This window comes from Pseudomonas sp. Marseille-Q5117, assembly GCF_946901175.1.
GTDB classification, from domain to species: domain Bacteria; phylum Pseudomonadota; class Gammaproteobacteria; order Pseudomonadales; family Pseudomonadaceae; genus Aquipseudomonas; species Aquipseudomonas iranensis.
The window spans coordinates 250,231-267,455 of sequence record NZ_CAMPPP010000005.1 but is presented as its reverse complement, the minus strand read 5'-3'; the positions used below and the strand labels follow the sequence as shown (position 1 = coordinate 267,455).

Annotated in this window: 19 protein-coding genes; 6 read left to right on the top strand and 13 right to left on the bottom strand. The window is 60.0% G+C overall.

The annotated features are described in order from the left end of the window. Positions 1–83 precede the first annotated feature (83 nt). The 6 genes from OC605_RS11275 to OC605_RS11250 form a co-directional block, all read right to left on the bottom strand. A complete protein-coding gene (locus OC605_RS11275; RefSeq protein WP_262137131.1) occupies positions 84–1,121 on the bottom strand; it encodes a DNA topoisomerase IB in 1,038 nt (345 codons plus the stop codon). Positions 1,122–1,192: 71 nt separating this feature from the next. Continuing rightward, a complete protein-coding gene (modC, locus tag OC605_RS11270) occupies positions 1,193–2,272 on the bottom strand; it encodes a molybdenum ABC transporter ATP-binding protein (protein WP_262137129.1) in 1,080 nt (359 codons plus the stop codon). Between the two features lie 3 nt (positions 2,273–2,275). Further along, positions 2,276–2,956 (bottom strand): molybdate ABC transporter permease subunit, encoded by a 681-nt coding sequence (modB, locus tag OC605_RS11265; RefSeq protein ID WP_262137128.1) that lies wholly within the window; start codon positions 2,954–2,956, stop codon positions 2,276–2,278. Further along, a complete protein-coding gene (gene modA / locus OC605_RS11260) occupies positions 2,957–3,724 on the bottom strand; it encodes a molybdate ABC transporter substrate-binding protein (RefSeq protein WP_410055988.1) in 768 nt (255 codons plus the stop codon). A gap of 133 nt (positions 3,725–3,857) precedes the next feature. Further along, the gene (locus OC605_RS11255) at positions 3,858–4,922 is read right to left on the bottom strand and encodes an NAD(P)H-dependent flavin oxidoreductase (protein ID WP_262137127.1); all 1,065 of its coding nucleotides are present in this window, start codon (positions 4,920–4,922) and stop codon (positions 3,858–3,860) included. A 105-nt stretch (positions 4,923–5,027) separates the two neighbouring features. Next, complete coding sequence (locus OC605_RS11250; RefSeq protein WP_262137125.1) at positions 5,028–7,478, bottom strand: autotransporter; 2,451 nt, start codon at positions 7,476–7,478, stop codon at positions 5,028–5,030. Between the two features lie 186 nt (positions 7,479–7,664). Between OC605_RS11250 and OC605_RS11245 the strand changes: the two genes are divergently transcribed. Continuing rightward, positions 7,665–8,648: an MDR family oxidoreductase gene (locus OC605_RS11245; RefSeq protein WP_262137124.1), complete on the top strand. Its 984-nt coding sequence runs from the start codon at positions 7,665–7,667 to the stop codon at positions 8,646–8,648. Here the strand turns inward: OC605_RS11245 and ada are convergent. From ada to OC605_RS11225, 4 genes are all read right to left on the bottom strand, one after another. Further along, the gene (ada, locus tag OC605_RS11240) at positions 8,638–9,699 is read right to left on the bottom strand and encodes a bifunctional DNA-binding transcriptional regulator/O6-methylguanine-DNA methyltransferase Ada (protein ID WP_262137122.1); all 1,062 of its coding nucleotides are present in this window, start codon (positions 9,697–9,699) and stop codon (positions 8,638–8,640) included. The two genes, OC605_RS11245 and ada, sit on opposite strands and share 11 nt — an antisense overlap. 80 nt (positions 9,700–9,779) lie before the next feature. Beyond that, positions 9,780–10,451, bottom strand: coding sequence for a DNA oxidative demethylase AlkB (alkB, locus tag OC605_RS11235; RefSeq protein ID WP_262137121.1), 672 nt, complete (start codon positions 10,449–10,451; stop codon positions 9,780–9,782). A gap of 7 nt (positions 10,452–10,458) precedes the next feature. Beyond that, complete coding sequence (locus OC605_RS11230) at positions 10,459–10,629, bottom strand: hypothetical protein (RefSeq protein ID WP_016774926.1); 171 nt, start codon at positions 10,627–10,629, stop codon at positions 10,459–10,461. A 28-nt stretch (positions 10,630–10,657) separates the two neighbouring features. Next, positions 10,658–10,960, bottom strand: coding sequence for a DUF1883 domain-containing protein (locus tag OC605_RS11225; RefSeq protein WP_007912251.1), 303 nt, complete (start codon positions 10,958–10,960; stop codon positions 10,658–10,660). 211 nt (positions 10,961–11,171) lie between these two features. Between OC605_RS11225 and OC605_RS11220 the strand changes: the two genes are divergently transcribed. Continuing rightward, positions 11,172–11,528 (top strand): hypothetical protein, encoded by a 357-nt coding sequence (locus tag OC605_RS11220; RefSeq protein ID WP_071172600.1) that lies wholly within the window; start codon positions 11,172–11,174, stop codon positions 11,526–11,528. A 72-nt stretch (positions 11,529–11,600) separates the two neighbouring features. Next, complete coding sequence (locus OC605_RS11215; RefSeq protein ID WP_262137117.1) at positions 11,601–11,831, top strand: hypothetical protein; 231 nt, start codon at positions 11,601–11,603, stop codon at positions 11,829–11,831. 3 nt (positions 11,832–11,834) lie between these two features. Here the strand turns inward: OC605_RS11215 and OC605_RS11210 are convergent, their stop codons facing one another. Together OC605_RS11210 and OC605_RS11205 are read right to left on the bottom strand one after the other, a co-directional pair. After that, complete coding sequence (locus OC605_RS11210) at positions 11,835–12,122, bottom strand: hypothetical protein (protein WP_071172599.1); 288 nt, start codon at positions 12,120–12,122, stop codon at positions 11,835–11,837. Between the two features lie 139 nt (positions 12,123–12,261). Continuing rightward, on the bottom strand, positions 12,262–12,447 hold the full coding sequence (locus tag OC605_RS11205) for a hypothetical protein (protein ID WP_016774922.1): 186 nt from the start codon (positions 12,445–12,447) through the stop codon (positions 12,262–12,264). A gap of 258 nt (positions 12,448–12,705) precedes the next feature. Here OC605_RS11205 and galU point away from each other — a divergent pair, with 258 nt between their 5' ends. Next, positions 12,706–13,545, top strand: coding sequence for a UTP--glucose-1-phosphate uridylyltransferase GalU (gene galU / locus OC605_RS11200; RefSeq protein ID WP_024013124.1), 840 nt, complete (start codon positions 12,706–12,708; stop codon positions 13,543–13,545). Between the two features lie 129 nt (positions 13,546–13,674). Beyond that, on the top strand, positions 13,675–15,033 hold the full coding sequence (gene gorA, locus OC605_RS11195) for a glutathione-disulfide reductase (RefSeq protein ID WP_262137115.1): 1,359 nt from the start codon (positions 13,675–13,677) through the stop codon (positions 15,031–15,033). On the opposite strand, the gene OC605_RS11190 is transcribed toward gorA, so the two are convergent. Then, a complete protein-coding gene (locus tag OC605_RS11190) occupies positions 15,030–16,046 on the bottom strand; it encodes a DNA-binding protein (protein ID WP_262137113.1) in 1,017 nt (338 codons plus the stop codon). The genes gorA and OC605_RS11190 overlap by 4 nt on opposite strands. 177 nt (positions 16,047–16,223) lie before the next feature. Here OC605_RS11190 and OC605_RS11185 point away from each other — a divergent pair, with 177 nt between their 5' ends. Next, on the top strand, positions 16,224–17,162 hold the full coding sequence (locus OC605_RS11185; RefSeq protein WP_262137111.1) for a site-specific integrase: 939 nt from the start codon (positions 16,224–16,226) through the stop codon (positions 17,160–17,162). Positions 17,163–17,225: the final 63 nt, after the last annotated feature.

The following is a 17,225-nucleotide window of genomic DNA, read 5'->3' as shown; positions in this document are numbered from 1 at the left end:
TAGAAGACCTGTGTGATCGTGCAAAAAATACCCAGTTCAACTCGTCGGCGAAACCTTTGCAGGAGCGAGCGTTACGCTGGAGATCAAGACGCCTCGCTTACCTCACACATCCGCTCGAGAAACATCGCCAAGGCTACTTCCTCGGCGCGCAGGCCTTTGCGCACGCGCGGGCGGGGCAGTTCGGCAAGGGCGCCGAGCATGAAGTGTTCGACCACTGCGGGGTGGATGTAGCACTTGCGGCACACCGCCGGCGTGTTGCCCAGCTGTTTGGCGACATTCTTCACCGCTTCGACCACATGGCGCTTGGCTTCGGTTTCCGACTCATGCTGCAACTCGCGCAGCACCGACAACGCCAGGGCGCTGCCCGCCCAGGTGCGATAGTCCTTGGCGGTGAACGCCGCGCCGGTGAGCTTTTGCAGATAGGCATTGACGTCGGAGGAGGTGACGGTGTGCCGTTCGCCATTTTCATCAAGATACTGAAACAGGTTCTGCCCGGGGATCTCCAGGCAGCGCTTGATGATTCGCGCCAGGCGACGGTCCTTGACGGTGATCTGGTGTTCGATGCCGCTCTTGCCGCGGAACTGGAACAGGATCGCGCTGCCGTTGACCTCGACATGCCGACTGCGCAACGTGGTCAAACCGTAAGAGCGATTGTCCCGTGCGTATTGGGTATTGCCGACGCGGATCAGCGTGGCGTCGAGCAAGGTAATCACCGTGGCCATGACCTTGTCCCGGCTGAAGCCCGGCTCATCGAGCAGCGCCTCGAGCTTGCGCCGCAGTTTGGGCAGGGCCATGCCGAAGTCGCGCAGGCGCGAGTATTTGTCGGCGTCGCGCACTTCGCGCCAGCGTGCGTGATAACGGTACTGTTTACGCCCGCGTGCATCGCGGCCGGTGGCTTGCAGATGGCCGCACGGATCAGCGCAGATCCACACATCGGTGTAGGCCGGTGGTACCGCGAGGGCATTGATGCGTTTGATTTCGTCCGGGTCGGTGATGCGCTCGCCCGACGGTTCGAAATAGACGAACTTGCCGCGCATTTTTTTCCGGGTGATACCAGGCTGAGTGTCATCGACGTAATGCAGATCGGCGGGCAGAGCATCTGTCAGCACGGTATCGGGCATGGCGGTTTCCTTCGGTCATACGGCAGTCTGTAACTGATTGACCGCAGGCGCTGGCCGTCGTGCCGAATGATTTACGCGAGCACCGCCACCGCCTTGATCTGCGCCCACAGCCGTTGGCCCGGATGCACGCTCAGTTGATCACGCGAGAAACGGGTGATCCGCGCCAGCAGCGGCGTGCCGCTGGCATCGAGGCGGATCAGTACATGGGCACTGTTGTCAGCGGCCTGTTCGCTGACGACCGTAACGGGCAGACGATTGAGAATGCTGCTGGCTGCATCGTTGTTCAGCGCCAGGCTGATGTCGCGCGCGTGCACTTTGCAGCGCAGAGCCTGGCCCACGGCCATCGGCGCATGGGTGACGCGAATGTTCATTTCAGTGGCCGGCAGTTGCAGGCTGAGCAATTGATAGGTGGCGTCGTAGGCGCTGACCTGGCCTTCGATGATCACCCCGGCGTCATCGCCCAGCGCCAAGGGCAGATCCAGGCGTGCGAGGGTCTCGCCGATCGGGCCGCTGGCGAGGCCTTTGCCATCACGCAGCAATACCAAATGATCGGCCAGACGCGCGACTTCATCCTGCGCATGGCTGACATACAGCAGCGGAATATCCAGTTCGTCGTGCAGGCGTTGCAGGTACGGCAAGATTTCGCTTTTGCGCCGGCTGTCGAGAGCCGCCAGTGGTTCGTCCATGAGCAACAGTCTCGGGCTGGTCAGCAGGGCGCGGGCGATGCCGACGCGCTGTCGTTCGCCGCCGGACAGATGCTGTGGATGACGCTCGAGCAAATGGCTGATGCCGAGCAGTTCTGTGGCCTGGTTCATATCGACCCGGCGTTGCGACCTGGCGATGCGTTTGAGACCAAACTCCAGATTGGCCAGCACCGAAAGATGCGGGAACAGGCTGGCTTCCTGAAACACATAGCCAAGCGCACGCTTGTGCGGCGGGACGAAAATGCCCTTGGCACTGTCCTGCCAGATCTCGTCGTTGATCTGCACAAAACCCTCCTCGGCGCGCTCCAGCCCGGCGATGCAGCGCAGGCAAGTGGTTTTGCCCGAGCCGGAATCACCAAACAGCGCGGTGACGCCGCGGCCCGGCACTTGCAGGTCGACATCCAGTTCAAACCCCGGATAAGTGCGTTTCAGGCGTACATCAATCATCGATCAGCTCCAGCCTGCGCGGGTCTTGCGGCTGGAGTACAGCGCCAGCAACACCAGAAACGAAAACACCAGCATCGCCGCGGACAGCCAGTGCGCCTGGGCATATTCCAGCGCTTCGACATGGTCGTAAATCTGCACCGAGACCACGCGGGTCTTGCCGGGGATGTTGCCGCCGATCATCAGCACCACGCCGAACTCACCCACGGTGTGGGCGAAGCCGAGGATCGCTGCGGTGACGAAGCCGGGGCGCGCCAGCGGCAGGATCACGCTGAAGAACGTGTCCCAGGGATTGGCGCGCAAGGTCGCCGCGACTTCGAGCGGGCGGGTGCCAATTGCCGAGAAAGCGTTTTGCAGCGGTTGCACCACGAACGGCATGGAGTAGATCACCGAACCGATGACCAGCCCGGTGAAACTGAACGTCAACGTGCCCAGCCCCAGCCATTGAGTGAACTGACCGAGAAAACCGTGCGGCCCCAGCGCCAGCAGCAGATAGAAACCGATCACCGTCGGCGGCAGCACCAGCGGCAGCGCAACGATGGCGCCGATCGGCCCGCGCAACCACGACGAGGTGCGCGATAGCCACAGCGCGATCGGCGTGCCGATCACCAGCAGGATCGCAGTGGTCAGTGACGCCAGTTTCAGGGTCAGCCAGATCGCGGCGAAGTCGGCACTGGTCAGCGACATTTACAGTTCATATCCGAAGGATTTGATCACCGCAGCGGCTTTCGGCCCCTTGAGGTAATCGATCAAGGCCTTGGCAGCGGCGCTGTCCCGGCCCTTGTTCAAGATCACCGCGTCCTGTTTGATCGGATCATGCAGGGTGGCCGGGACAATCCACGCCGAACCGCTGCTGACTTTGCCGTCCTTGTAGATTTGCGACAGGGCGACGAAGCCCAGTTCGGCGTTGCCGGTGGAGACAAACTGGTAGGCCTGCGTGATGTTCTGGCCTTCGACGATTTTGCTTTTCGTGGCTTCGCGCAACTGGAGTTTTTCCAGCACCTGGGTGGCGGCGAGACCGTATGGCGCAGCTTTTGGATTGGCGATCGCAAGGTGTTGGTATTGGTTGGTTTTCAGCACGTCACCCTGTGCATCGACATAACCTTCTTTTGCCGACCACAGCGCCAGGGTGCCGATGGCGTAGGTGAAGCGCGAACCTTTGACGGTTTCGCCTTCCTGCTCAAGCTTTGCCGGGGTCACGTCGTCAGCAGCGAGGAACACTTGGAAGGGCGCACCGTTTTTGATCTGGGTGTAGAACTGGCCGGTGGCGCCGTAAGCGGCGACCAGTTTGTGGCCGGTGTCTTTTTCGAAGTCGGCAGCGATGGCCTGGATTGGCGCGGTGAAATTGGCGGCGACCGCCACTTGCACTTCGTCGGCCTGCGCGGCGCCCATGCTGAACATTGCGAGGAGTGAAGCGAAGCAGGCAGGGGCGAGGCGTGTGGCAGCAAGTGTCATGTAAAGGCTCCGTGATCGGCGGTAAATGCTTTGCTTTGGATAACGCCGATACACGGGCGTAATCGCTGTATACGGAAATATATAGCGATACGCCGCCTAGTGGCGAGGGAATAAATCCGTTCGCCGCATAAATTCAGTGGCGGTTGAGTTTGGCCAATGCTCCCTCGGCCAGTTGCCGGGTCAGCTCAGCGCTGCCGATATCCTTGCCCAGCGTCAACGCCTGACCGGCCCAGAGGTTGGCAAAGTCGGCGTCATCCTTGGCCCGCAGCGGCATCAGCGCACCGCCGGCCAAGGGGAAGGCCGGCGCCTGCGCTGACATCGGGCCGAGTTCACGCATGACCCGATTGAGAATGCCCCGCGCCGGACGCCCAGTGAAAATGTTGGTGATAGCCGTCTCGCTTTCCTTGGCGGTGCGCAGGGCCTTGTGGTGTGAGGCGCTGACTTTGGCTTCCGGCGTGAACAGGTACGCCGTGCCGACTTGCACCGCCGAGGCGCCGAGCATGAAAGCTGCGGCAACGCCTCGCGCATCGCTGATCGCGCCCGCCGCGATCACCGGCACTTTCACCGCGTCGACCACCTGCGGCACCAGGGCGAAGGTGCCGACCTGGGTGCTCAGATCATCGCTGAGAAACATCCCGCGATGCCCACCGGCCTCATAACCCATGGCGATGATCGCATCGCAGCCGTGTTGCTCCAGCCAGATCGCTTCTTCGACCGTAGTCGCAGACGAAATGATTTTCGCCCCGGTTGCCTTGACTCGATCAAGCAGGGTTTTTTCCGGTAACCCGAAATGGAAACTCACCACCTCGGGTCGGAGCTCTTCGAGCACTGTACACGCTGCTTCGTCGAACGGTGCGCGATTGGACACCGGCGTCGGCGCGTCGAAATCGGCACCCAATTCACGGTAGTAAGGTTCGAGCAGGTTTTTCCAGTCACGGGCTTGCTGTTCATCAGGCGCCGGTGGCTGATGGCAGAAGAAATTGACGTTGAACGGCTTGGTGGTGTGCTGGCGAATCGTCTTCAGTTCTTCGCGCAGTTGCTCGCTGCTCAGCATCGCTGCCGGCATAGAACCGAGGCCGCCAGCATTGCACACGGCAATCACCATCGAAGAGTTGGTCGCCCCGGCCATCGGGCCCTGGATGATCGGCAGTTCGATACCGAGAAGATCAAGGATGCGGGTGTCTGGCCACTGGCTCATATAGCAATTCTCCGAACGATGAAACGGGCAGGGACGGCACGCGGTTTTTAACAGCAAAACCGGATGCGGGGCCAGTCTGAAATTCTGAACATTACGTGCAGTTTTTCAGCGTCGGTGCAATCCGCCACCTCCACCACCGCCAAACGAGCGGTTCATCATTTGCGAAGACCGGTTGTAATTGTGGGTGCGATGGTTGCCAAGATTGCGCGCGGCGGATTCGCGATTGAGGTTTTGCAGCTGCGCATTGTTGTTCGCAGGTAGGGTTCGGTTGGCACTGCTGCCGGCCACCGACTGCCATCCATTGTCGGTTTTCTTGTAGACGTTGCCGTCGCGCCCGGCATACACATTGTCGCCGACGCGCGCCGCACCGCCGTTGCGGCCATGGATACCGCCGTATTGCGTGGTGTTGCCGGTATTGGGGTTGTAAACGGCGCCGCGATTGGCACTGACGTGAGTGCCGCTGCGGACGTTGCCAGCGCTAACCCGTTCTCCGGCGATGGCGCCGCCGTTCGGGCCGACTGCCACGCCGCTGCGCCCGGCAGCGTAATTGCCGGTGTAGGCGTTGTGCACCGCGCCACGTTGCCCGGCGGCGGCAATGCCGGTACGCGAGTTGTATGAGGCGCCAACCTGACCGGCCCAGCGATTGCCGGTCCAGGCGTTGTAGCCGGCGCCATAACGGCTGACCGTCGCGCGATCACCCCACTGATGATAAAGATTGCCGGTGGTTCCGGCCCAGCCACCCGGACCCCAGGCCACCGCGCCGCCGCGATAACCGTAGGCTGCGCCACCCCAGGCCAGCGGCGCCGGGTAGAGACGCGGGCCCCACGCATAGACCCAGCCATAATTGCCCCACCATGGATATGCACCCCAGCCCCAGCCCATGGCGACAGTGTTGCCGCCCCAGCTCCAACCGAATCCGAAGCCGAAGGTCCAGCCAGTCCACGGCGTGTAACGAATCGCGACGCCGAAACCATAGGTCACCGGCGGCCCGTACCAGACGCTACCGACCCACGGCGTATACGGATAACCGGTGCCGTACACCACAACGCCAGTCGCCGGATCAACGTTCGAGCCCTGATAGCCCGGTGTGTAGCCAACCACAACGGTGTCGCCACTGGATTCGTAGACTTTGACGTAGGTGAGGTAATGCATCGGTGAGCTGGGCGGAATCGAATAAATCACCGCTGGCACTGAAGTGGCCACGCTCCACGGACCGTTCACCGAGGGAGCGCTGAACCAGATACCATTTTCCACCGCCCACCAGCTGTCGCTGTCGACACGGATGATCGGTGTGGCGCTGTTGATCACGTATTGCAGCGGCGTATTGCTGATCGCTTTGAGCTGCGGCTCGCCGTCGAACTGCGGCGCCGTCATCTTCACCGCGCTTTTCTTGATCGCCGAGGTCTGCGGGATGGTCGCCGCAATGGCCGCCTCCTGTGCCTGTGGCGTGCCGGCTACCGAGGCCTTGACGTTCTCTTTGGCGCTGTCGTCAGGAATATTGGCAAAGTCGGCCGGCAGCTTGTCTGCCGGGACAAAGGTCCATGGCCCGCTCATGTCGCTGGCGCGGAACCAGCGCCCGGAGATCAGTACGTAACTGCTCTGGTCGCCGATTTCCTTGAAGATGTGCCCGGTGGTGTTGCTCACGTACAACAGGCTGGTGCCCTGAATCGGTTGCCATTGCGCGGCGCCGTCGGTCACCAACAGTTCCGTTGGCGTGGTGGCGATGAAGATTTTCGGCTGCGGCGGCTTGGCCAGGCTGGGAATCTTGTCCTTCGGGTCACCTTGCCCGGTGAGCATGTCCACCTGGCGGCTCTTGATCGCCGCCTGTTTGGCTTTTTCCAGACTGGCCGGCGGTGCAGCGAGGCGCGTGTAATCGCCGGCCAATTGATCGGCAATCATCCAGCCGTCAAATACATGCAGGTAGTGTTTGCCTTCGGCGTCCTTGAGCAGAAGTGGGCGCGTGTTGATCACCCGTTGCAGCTCCGTTCCTTCCACCGGCCGGTAAGCCGCCTCGCCGTCGATGTACACGAGGATTGCCGGGCTGTCGGAGCTGATAATGGTCGGCGGCGTGTTTTCCAAGGGCGCACTGTCGGCTTTCTGTTCAGCGTGGAGCACCCCAACCGCTGCTTCCAGCTGATCCAGTGAAATGGTTTTCTTGCGGCTCTCGGCATCTTTTTTCAGGATGGCGAGCCACGTGTCGGCCTGTTTCGCATCGGCGGGGAAATCGGCCTTGATGATTTGGTACTGATCAAGCGCGACCCAGCGGGTGGCCTTGTCGACGAGGGTATGGGCGCTGAACTGGACGATGCCGTAGGTGGACTTGCCATCGGCAGCCGTGGCTTCGACCGCCGCGCGGGCATTGAGCGTATAGCCGTCCCAGCTGTCGAGCTGCGGCTGATACACCGTCAGCTTGCTCTTGCCGCTGCTGATCACCTGCGGCCATGTCGGCTCGCTTGGCGCCGCGTTCGGCTTTGCCGCTGGTGTGGCTGCCCAGGCATTGCCAAGTGTCAGCAGACATAACATCAGCAGCGAGGGTAAAGCGCTCAGGAAAGGCATCGTCAGCTCCATCGACACACCGGTTCGCAAGGCAAAACCGGGAAAACACAACCGTCGAAAAAGCATAGCCGCCCGCCGTGGATTTACCCGGCAGATCGAGCCGTTAGCGCAAAGTCGAGTGTGGCAATGTGTTGCGATGTGCTATTTCAAGGCATGCTTTTTCCAAATCATTTTCGAGAGGCCGTCATGTTCAACGCCATCCTGATCGACAAAGACGACAGCGGTTATCGCGCCAAGTTGCAGCAAATCGATGAACAGCAACTGCCCGAAGGCAACGTCAGCGTGAACGTCGCGTACAGCACGCTGAATTTCAAAGACGGCCTGGCGATCACCGGCAGCAGCCCGGTGGTGCGCAAGTTCCCCATGGTTCCGGGGATCGATCTGGCGGGGACTGTCGAGTCCAGTTCGCATGCCGATTTCAAGGCGGGCGATCGGGTGCTGCTCAACGGTTGGGGCGTCGGTGAAAGCCACTGGGGCGGACTGGCGCAAAAGGCCCGGCTTAACGGTGACTGGCTGATTCCACTGCCCGAAGCTTTCACCCCGGCGCAAGCCATGGCCATCGGCACCGCCGGCTACACGGCGATGCTGTGCATTCTGGCGCTGGAGCGCCATGGCGTGACGCCGGATCACGGTGAAGTGTTGGTCACTGGCGCCAACGGCGGGGTCGGCAGCTTTGCCATCGCCTTGCTCAGCAAATTGGGATACCGCGTGGTGGCATCCACCGGCCGCGTGTCCGAGCATGAATACCTGGAGCAATTGGGCGCTGCCGAAATCATTGATCGCGCCACCTTGTCCGAACCGGGCAAGCCATTGGCAAAGGAACGTTGGGCGGCGGTGGTCGATTCGGTCGGAAGCCACACGTTGGCCAACGCTTGCGCGAGCACGCGTTCGGAAGGCGTGGTTGCGGCATGCGGGTTGGCGCAAGGCATGGACTTTCCGGCCTCGGTAGCGCCGTTCATTCTGCGCGGCGTGACGCTGGCTGGAATCAACAGCGTGACCCAGCCCAAAGCACGCCGTATCGAGGCCTGGGACCGACTGGCCAGGGATCTGGATTTCTCTTTATTGCAACTGATCAGTCAGGAAATCAGTTTGAGCGAAGCCCTTGAGGCTGCGCCCAAACTGCTTGCCGGGCAACTGCGGGGCAGGGTGGTGATCGACGTCAATCGTTGAGTTCGCGCTCAAGCAGTTGGCGTTTGCGCTCGACGCCCCAGCGGTAGCCGGAAAGGTTGCCATCGCTGCGCACCACGCGGTGGCAGGGAATCGCCACCGCCAGGCGGTTGGCCCCGCAAGCCTGGGCCACCGCACGCATCGAAGTCGGCGCGCCAATGCGTTGCGCGATCTCGGCGTAACTGGCGGTGCTGCCTGCGGGAATCTCGCGCAGCGCCTGCCAGACGCGCTCCTGAAACGCGGTGCCGCGTATATCCAGCGGCAAGTTCAGGCCCGTCGCGGGCGCTTCGACAAAGCCGACGACGCTGGCGATCAACTGTTCAAATTCGCTGTCGGCGCCGATCAGGTTGGCGTTGCGAAACTGATCCTGCAGGTTGCAGACCAACTGATGCGGATCGTCGCCGAGCAGAATCGCGCAAATCCCACGTTCGCTTTGCGCCACCAGAATTGCCCCAAGCGAGCATTGGCCAACGGCAAAGCGAATGTCGTTGTTCTGCCCGGCGGCGCGATAGTCGGTGGGCTTCATGCCCAGCAGTTGATCGGCTGATTCGTAGAAACGGCTGTTGGAATTGAATCCGGCGTCGTACAGCGCGTCGGTCACCGAGCGGCCGTCCGCCAGGCGCGCACGCAGCTTGCGCGAACGATGCGCCATGGCGTAAGCCTTGGGCGTCAGGCCTGTTGCAGCTTTGAATACTCGATGAAAATGAAAAGGGCTAAGGCCGGCGCTGGCGGCAAGGCTGTCGAGCGCGGGCAATGTCTCGCACGCTTCGATCTGCCGGCAGGCCGCTGCGATGATCGCCGCGCGCTGCGCGTCATTCTGGTCCTTGCTGGCGCGTTTGCTTGCCCGGTATCCCGCTGCTTCGGCCATTTCGGCGGTGTCGAAAAACTCGACATTCTGCGGTTTGGGCACGCGCGCAAGGCTGCTCGGTCGGCAATAAACGCCGGTGGTTTTTACTGCGTAGACAAAATGCCCGTCCGCACGCGGATCGCGCGCAACCACGGCGGCCCAGCGTGGATCGTCTTCAGTTCTGATCGTCTTCGAAAGCGTGTCCATGAGAGGGAATCCGTTGACCTGTTTGAGTCAGGTTAACCAGCATCGTAACCCGCGACACTCCGCGCCTTGCGGTCAAACTTTTACTGATCGCCAGCAACGCGGAAGGTGATGTTGATGCGCCGTTCGCCCAAGAGCGGGTGATGGCCGGGTTTGATTGGCAGCACGCCGTGATAGCGCAGACGGTCCACGCCGCCCCAGACCACCATGTCGCCATGCAGCAGCGGGATGCGCCGGGTTTTATCGCTGCGTTCGAAACCGCCGAACAGAAACATTGCCGGCAACCCCAGCGACAACGAAACGATGGGCGCGGCATAACCCTTTTCGTCCTTGTCCTGATGCAGCGACATCTTGGCGCCGGGGACGTATTGGTTGATCAGGCAGGAGTCGGCCTGAAAACCCGCGAAGCCGGCGCGTTCCGCCGCCTCGTGGGCCAAATCGGCAAACACCGCCGGCATCGACGGCCACGGCAAACCGCTGAGTGGATCGACGCTGGAATAACGGTAACCGCTGCGATCGGTAATCCACCCCAGTTGCCCGCAACTGCTGGTGCCGACCGACATGCTGAAACCGCCGGGGGTAACCATGTGGCGCAGCGGGGCGGCAGCCAGAATGGCTTCGAGCTCGGTCAGCAGTTGATCGACCCGTGGCAAGGCAAACCCGCGCAGCACCCACGATTGTTCGCCGATCTGCTCGGCGCGGGCTTGCTGTACGGGTTCGTTGTCGGCGAACAGGTCAAACGTGGTCGGTTGCATGATTCGGTTACAGCGCTTTGCTGACCTTGATGTCACTGAGTTCTTCGTCAGCGTGCATTTTCTTCAGCGCCGCTTTCGCTTCCTCGTCAGTGCCGGTTTCCAGTTCGGCGAATTCGAAACGCTGTTCACCGTCCAGTTTGTACTTGATCACGTATTTGGTTTTTTGCGCCACGGTCATGTTTCCCTTTCAGAATAGGCTGTGCGTCTCAGCTCAGTTTAGTGCTGGAGCGACGGATGATCTTGATCGAATGGGTCAGCGTCGGCTTGCGCGTCACGCTGATTGCGCGGCGGTTGACGGTGTCGATGGTGATGTTCCAGAAGCCGGTGCTCGGTGCAGTGATGCGCGCCGGGAAAGTGTCGAACGCGCCGCCGTGGTAGGTGTGACGGCCGCCGTTTTTGAAGCTGCGGAAGTTGGCGTCGTTCATCAAACGGATGTTGCACATCTGCGAGCACTGAATGACGACGATGTCGTCTTCGTTGAGGTGCTCGCGCTGGTGAATGAATTTCATGGGCGCCTCCAGAAGGGCTTTTTCTACTAAATCAAAACGATAGCTTGTCGATGGGCGCAGTTTATCAGCCCGCACGGGTTATTATCTGGCCGTCGGGCGTTGCTTTGACAAATTTTGAACAGAACTTCGCCACGGCGGGCGGGTTAAATGCACAAGGCCCCGGAGAAAAGCGGCATTTGTGCTGTCGGACGGTCTTTGACGGAGGATTGATATGAAGTGGGGTGTGGTGTGTGTGCCGTTGATTCTGGCGATGGCCGGTTGTGCAAATGTTTCGGAAATCAATGAAACGCTGCCAACCATGAGCGTGATTTCCGGCAAAAAGCCCCAGGAGTATGCGCAGTGTCTGACCGACAAGCTCGCTGACAGTCGTGGTGCGTTGCAAGTCCAGCCGCAGAAGGACGGTGTACGAGTCATCGTTCCCGGCAAACTTTCGTCAGGCCCGGCAGCCGTGTTTGATATCGAAGATCGCGCTGGTGGCAGCAGCATCAAGCTGCATGAGCGCATGTCCAACGTGCCGGTCCGCCCTCACGATGTGCAGAAAGCCGCGAACGCCTGTATTTCCGGCTGATAGACTAGCGAACATCAGCACCCGATGCCGTCACAGTCGTGCTGTGGCGGCATTGTCATTTATGGAGTCGCGATGAAGCGAGAGCACGTGCGGGAGCGCCACGCAGAGGGCCTTATCTCTGCCACCCATGTCATCCAGAACCCGGCAAATCCCGGTGAGTGGATCGTGTTTTTCAAGAAGAGTGCAGGGCGCAGCTACTTTTTGGTGGATGACAATGATGAAGTCGAGTCCTTCAATCGTCTCGACGATCTGGTCGAGGTCGTCCGTGGCCTCGGGATCAAGTTCGCCGAAATCCACATGTAAGGCTTACTTGCAGACGACCACGACGTTGCGGGTCTTGTAATTGCCAACGTCAACGCCGAGGGTTTTGTCATCTTCCTTGGGCGCCGGCGTGCCATCGGTGCCAACGATGCGATAACCGGTGCCAGCGCAGGATGCATCGGCTTTTTCGTAGCACATCGCCCAGGAATTGGCTTCGCCGGAGCAATCGATGCTCAGACCCTGTTCGCCATTGTTCAGATAGGTTGGCTGCGAAGTGGCACAGCCGCTCAATACCAATACCGCGAGAAGCGGCTGCAGTTTGTTCAGGTTCATGGTTGCGTGATCTTCAAGTGGGGACTGGATGCTCTGACAGCGCCGCGATGAAAAGGTTATAGCGATTGGCCACTTGTTTGCCAACAAGGCAGAAAAAAGCCCTGCGTTCTGGCAGGGCTTGGCGCAAGTGCTGGCAGGATCAGTCCTGATCTTTGCCACGGCGCTTGGAAGAAGCAGGTGTATCGGTGAACACCGAGGCTACATCCGTCGCCATCTGCTCGCTGTCGAAAGGCCCGGCGATATGTTCGCCATTAGTGGTTGTCAGCGTCCACTTGCCGTCTTTCTTGTCGATCACATACCCGTTGATGATTTTTACCGCAGCCATCTGGTCATTCTCGTTCGGTGGTTCAAAGACGCCATGATAGCGGCAAATGCTCGCATTGGGGGCTGATAAGCGTATGGTGATCCTGTTTGCCCGGATCTTGAGCTACGCTGACTCCGCCGCTGAAATACCCGGATGGAACTATCCGCGCGAATATTTCTCTATGTTGGCATCGGTTAGCCAGCGCGGGGCATTGTAAGGCGCACGCCGCCTGATTAGACTGCCTCGAAACTCGTACACACAGCCTTTTCAAGGACTTATATGATCAAGAAATGCTTGTTTCCAGCAGCCGGTTACGGCACTCGCTTCCTCCCAGCGACCAAAGCCATGCCTAAAGAAATGCTGCCGGTGGTAAACAAGCCACTGATCCAGTACGGCGTTGAAGAAGCACTGGACGCGGGCCTGACTGAGATTTCCATCGTCACCGGCCGTGGCAAGCGTGCTCTGGAAGACCACTTCGACATCAGTTACGAGCTGGAAAACCAGATCAAGGGCACCGACAAGGAAAAGTACCTGGTAGGCATCCGCAAGCTGTTGGACGAGTGCTCGTTCTCCTACACCCGTCAGACCGAAATGAAAGGTCTGGGTCACGCGATCCTGACTGGCCGCCCGCTGATCGGTGACGAACCGTTCGCCGTGGTTCTGGCGGACGACCTGTGCGTCAACATCGACGGCGACGGCGTGCTGACCCAGATGGTCAAGCTGTACAAGCAGTTCCGTTGCTCGATCGTCGCTATCCAGGAAGTCGATCCGCAGGAAACCAACAAGTACGGCGTAATCGCTGGCGAAATGATCCGCGACGACATCTACCGCGTACACAGCATGGTAGAGAAGCCAAAGCCGGAAGACGCTCCGTCGAACCTGGCGATCATCGGTCGCTACATCCTGACCCCGGACATCTTCGACCTGATCGAACAGACCGAGCCAGGCAAGGGCGGTGAAATCCAGATTACCGACGCCCTGATGAAGCAGGCCCAGAACGGCTGCGTCATGGCCTACAAGTTCAAGGGCAAGCGTTTCGACTGCGGTGGCGCTGAAGGCTACATCGACGCGACCAACTTCTGCTTCGAAAACTTCTACAAGACTGGCAAAGCTTACTGATAGCGTTTGCCTCGTCTGCAAAAGAAAGCCACCTTCGGGTGGCTTTTTCATTTTCCGCCCTTATATGGATGGCAGTGCTTGCCCAATGGATGACTGCGGGTATGCTGATGGCCTGCCGAGGAGATAGAAATGGCCTACGATTTTGACCTTTATGTGATTGGTGCCGGTTCCGGCGGTGTGCGAGCTGCGCGGTTTGCCGCAGGCTTCGGGGCGAAAGTGGCGGGGGCCGAGAGCCGTTACCTGGGCGGCACCTGCGTCAACGTCGGCTGCGTGCCGAAAAAGCTGTTGGTTTACGGCGCGCATTTTGCCGAGGACTTCGAGCAGGCGTCCGGTTTCGGCTGGAACCTGGGCGAAGCCAACTTCGACTGGGCCACGCTGATCGCCAACAAGGACCGTGAAATCAATCGCCTCAACGGCATTTATCGCAATCTGCTGGTCAACAGCGGCGTGACCCTGCACGAGGCGCACGCGAAAATCGTCGGGCCGCACGAGGTCGAAGTCAATGGCGAGCGCTACACGGCAAAGCACATTCTGATCGCCACCGGCGGCTGGCCGCAGATTCCTGAAATCCCGGGGCACGAGCATGCAATCGGTTCGAACGAGGCGTTCTTCCTCAAAGAGTTGCCCAAACGTGTGCTGGTGGTTGGCGGCGGTTATATCGCGGTCGAGTTCGCCGGGATTTTCCATGGCCTTGGTGCCAACACCACGCTGCTGTATCGCGGCGATCTGTTCCTGCGTGGTTTCGACGGGGCGGTGCGCAAGCACCTGCAAGAAGAATTGACCAAGCGCGGTCTCGACCTGCAATTCAATGCCGACATCGCACGCATCGACAAACAGGCTGACGGCAGCTTGAAGGCGACGCTCAAGGATGGTCGTGTACTCGAAGCCGATTGCGTGTTCTACGCCACCGGTCGGCGTCCGATGCTCGACAATCTCGGCCTGGAAAACACCGATGTTCAGCTCGACGACAAGGGCTTCATCAAAGTCGACGACGAGTATCAAACCACCGAGCCGTCGATTCTGGCGCTGGGCGACGTCATTGGTCGCGTGCAGCTGACACCGGTCGCGCTAGCCGAAGGCATGGCTGTGGCGCGGCGTCTGTTCAAGCCGGAGCAATACCGCTCGGTGGACTACAAGATGATCCCGACCGCCGTGTTCAGTCTGCCGAACATCGGCACAGTCGGTTTGAGCGAAGAAGAAGCGCGCGAATGTGGCCACGAAGTGGTGATCTTCGAAAGCCGCTTCCGCCCGATGAAGCTGACCCTGACTGACTGTCAGGAGAAAACCCTGATGAAGCTGGTGGTCGACGCCAAGACCGACAAGGTGCTTGGCTGCCACATGGTCGGCCCGGACGCTGGCGAGATCGTGCAAGGTCTGGCGATTGCCTTGAAGGCGGGCGCGACCAAGCGCGACTTCGACGACACCATCGGGGTGCACCCGACGGCTGCCGAAGAGTTTGTGACCATGCGCACGCCGGTCAGCGCTTAAGCGTCCTTCGCTTTGGCTGAGTCTGGCGCTGCCGCAACAGTAGCCGCCCGACGCTGGCTGTCCTCGAGGCTCGCCTGAGCCTTGAGCAACTCCTTTTCCAATGACTGATTGAGCTGCGTCTGTTCGTCAACGCTCTGCTTGAGCGCCTGGCTTTCCAGCGTCGCGACGCGCAGGCGTTCCTGGAGGAGGGTGCGCTCGCTGTCCATGCGCGTCGCTTGCTCGAGCAATTGATCCTGCCGTTGATTGCTGTGCTTGAGCTGATCCTGCACCAGATTCAGCTCGCGCTGGGTGCCACGGTTTTCGGTGAGCAAGCGTTCGTTGTCGCGGTGCAGCTGCGTGATCTCATCCTGACGCACCAACGCGCTCTGCTGGGCTTGACGCAGTTCGGCCTGGATCTGCTGGATTTGCCCTTCGTAGCGGGCCTGCTCCTGCTCGCGCTGTTCCTTGGTGGCGTTGCGGTAATGCTCCAGCGCATCGCGGGCGTGCAGATGTTTTTCTTCCAATGAGCGGATCTGCTCGTCCTTGTCCTGCAAGCGCAATTCAAAATCGGCCAATGCCTGGTTGAGACCGGCATTGCGCGTCTGTTCGGTTTGCAGCATCGAGCGGGTGTTGCTCAGCGCTTCAGATTCGCGTTGCAGTGCGGCGCCTTGAATGTCGTGATCGTGCTCGAGTTTTTCCAGCGCCTGGCGAACCTGTTTCAGCTCGGTTTCCAGTGCTTCGCGTTGCTCCTCGAACTGTTCGCGGGCTTGCTCGATGGGTTCCTGTGCTTGTTCTTTCAGGCGCTGGGCGAGGCGAGAGACGAGGGCGGTCAGCTCATCATCGATCGGTTCTGCTGACGCTTCTGCTGGTTGTGCGCCGTCATCCAGTTCTTTCAGGTAGCGATGGATCGTGGTTTTCGAGCCGGTGTTGCCCATTTCGATGCGTACTGCATCGATGCTTGGGTGTTCGCCGCGAGCCAGGATCGCTGTGCGCGCGATTTGCACCAGTGCTTTGGTAATGCCGCCACGGGCCATGTGAACTCCTACGGTTACGTACTGTGGTACATGCCACTAAAGTACGCAGTGTACCATGCTGAAAATATAGGTAAATATTTGAATTAAAACACACGGGATATACTGGTATTACCCAATGTCAGGCGGCAAAATGCGCCTCTGCATGTCTGAACCCGTACGCCAGCGAGAAAACTGCCCATGAGTGACATCGATCGATATCTGCAAGCCGCCACCCGGGACAACACCCGCCGCAGCTATCGCATGGCCATTGAGCATTTCGAAGTGACGTGGGGCGGATTTCTCCCTGCTACTGCCGACAGCGTTGCGCGCTATCTGGTGGAGCACGCCGGGGTTCTGTCGATCAACACGCTGAAATTGCGTCTGTCGGCGCTGGCGCAGTGGCACAACAGTCAGGGCTTTGCCGATCCGACCAAGGCGCCAGTGGTGCGCAAGGTGTTCAAGGGCATTCGTGCACTGCATCCGGCGCAGGAAAAACAGGCCGAACCGTTGCAGTTGCAGGATCTGCAACGAGTGATCGATTGCTTGGAACAGGAGGCGCAGACGGCCCGCCAGGAACAGGACCGCCCGACCTTGCTCAAGGCGTATCGTGATCGCGCGCTGATTCTGTTGGGCTTCTGGCGCGGCTTTCGCAGCGACGAATTGTGCCGTTTGCAAATCGAGCATGTGCAGGCGAGTGCTGGCAAGGGCATCACTTTGTATCTGCCGCGCAGCAAGGGCGACCGGGAAAACCTCGGACAGACCTATCAGGCCCCAGCGCTGCTCAAGCTGTGTCCGGTGCAGGCTTACATCGACTGGATTACCGAGGCCGCGCTGGTACGCGGCGCAGTTTTCCGAAGCATTGATCGGTGGGGCAATCTGAGCGAGGAGGGCTTGCACGCCAACAGCATCATTCCGCTGCTGCGCCAGGCCTTGCAGCGCGCCGGGATTGCCGCCGCCAACTACACCAGCCATTCACTGCGGCGTGGCTTTGCCACCTGGGCGCATCAAAGCGGCTGGGATCTTAAATCGTTGATGAGTTACGTCGGCTGGAAGGACATGAAATCCGCCATGCGCTATGTTGAGGTCAGCCCATTCCAGGGAATGGCTCGGATTATGGATAAGCCGGAGCAACCGTAGAGATCGTTTTCTTCTATTAATACAGTCAGCTAATAGCGAAAACAAATCAGCAGTATCAGGTTT

Excerpts from the sequence above, each read along its gene's own strand:
- OC605_RS11245 (WP_262137124.1), top strand. The coding sequence starts at position 7,665 with ATGTTCAACGCCATCCTGATCGACAAAGACGACAGCGGTTATCGCGCC.
- modA (WP_410055988.1), bottom strand. The coding sequence starts at position 3,724 with ATGACACTTGCTGCCACACGCCTCGCCCCTGCCTGCTTCGCTTCACTC.
- galU (WP_024013124.1), top strand. The coding sequence starts at position 12,706 with ATGATCAAGAAATGCTTGTTTCCAGCAGCCGGTTACGGCACTCGCTTC.
- OC605_RS11225 (WP_007912251.1), bottom strand. The coding sequence starts at position 10,960 with ATGAAATTCATTCACCAGCGCGAGCACCTCAACGAAGACGACATCGTC.
- OC605_RS11185 (WP_262137111.1), top strand. The coding sequence starts at position 16,224 with ATGAGTGACATCGATCGATATCTGCAAGCCGCCACCCGGGACAACACC.
- OC605_RS11275 (WP_262137131.1), bottom strand. The coding sequence starts at position 1,121 with ATGCCCGATACCGTGCTGACAGATGCTCTGCCCGCCGATCTGCATTAC.
- OC605_RS11230 (WP_016774926.1), bottom strand. The coding sequence starts at position 10,629 with ATGACCGTGGCGCAAAAAACCAAATACGTGATCAAGTACAAACTGGAC.
- OC605_RS11220 (WP_071172600.1), top strand. The coding sequence starts at position 11,172 with ATGAAGTGGGGTGTGGTGTGTGTGCCGTTGATTCTGGCGATGGCCGGT.
- OC605_RS11250 (WP_262137125.1), bottom strand. The coding sequence starts at position 7,478 with ATGCCTTTCCTGAGCGCTTTACCCTCGCTGCTGATGTTATGTCTGCTG.
- alkB (WP_262137121.1), bottom strand. The coding sequence starts at position 10,451 with ATGCAACCGACCACGTTTGACCTGTTCGCCGACAACGAACCCGTACAG.
- modB (WP_262137128.1), bottom strand. The coding sequence starts at position 2,956 with ATGTCGCTGACCAGTGCCGACTTCGCCGCGATCTGGCTGACCCTGAAA.
- OC605_RS11205 (WP_016774922.1), bottom strand. The coding sequence starts at position 12,447 with ATGGCTGCGGTAAAAATCATCAACGGGTATGTGATCGACAAGAAAGAC.
- ada (WP_262137122.1), bottom strand. The coding sequence starts at position 9,699 with ATGGACACGCTTTCGAAGACGATCAGAACTGAAGACGATCCACGCTGG.
- gorA (WP_262137115.1), top strand. The coding sequence starts at position 13,675 with ATGGCCTACGATTTTGACCTTTATGTGATTGGTGCCGGTTCCGGCGGT.
- modC (WP_262137129.1), bottom strand. The coding sequence starts at position 2,272 with ATGATTGATGTACGCCTGAAACGCACTTATCCGGGGTTTGAACTGGAT.
- OC605_RS11255 (WP_262137127.1), bottom strand. The coding sequence starts at position 4,922 with ATGAGCCAGTGGCCAGACACCCGCATCCTTGATCTTCTCGGTATCGAA.
- OC605_RS11215 (WP_262137117.1), top strand. The coding sequence starts at position 11,601 with ATGAAGCGAGAGCACGTGCGGGAGCGCCACGCAGAGGGCCTTATCTCT.
- OC605_RS11210 (WP_071172599.1), bottom strand. The coding sequence starts at position 12,122 with ATGAACCTGAACAAACTGCAGCCGCTTCTCGCGGTATTGGTATTGAGC.
- OC605_RS11190 (WP_262137113.1), bottom strand. The coding sequence starts at position 16,046 with ATGGCCCGTGGCGGCATTACCAAAGCACTGGTGCAAATCGCGCGCACA.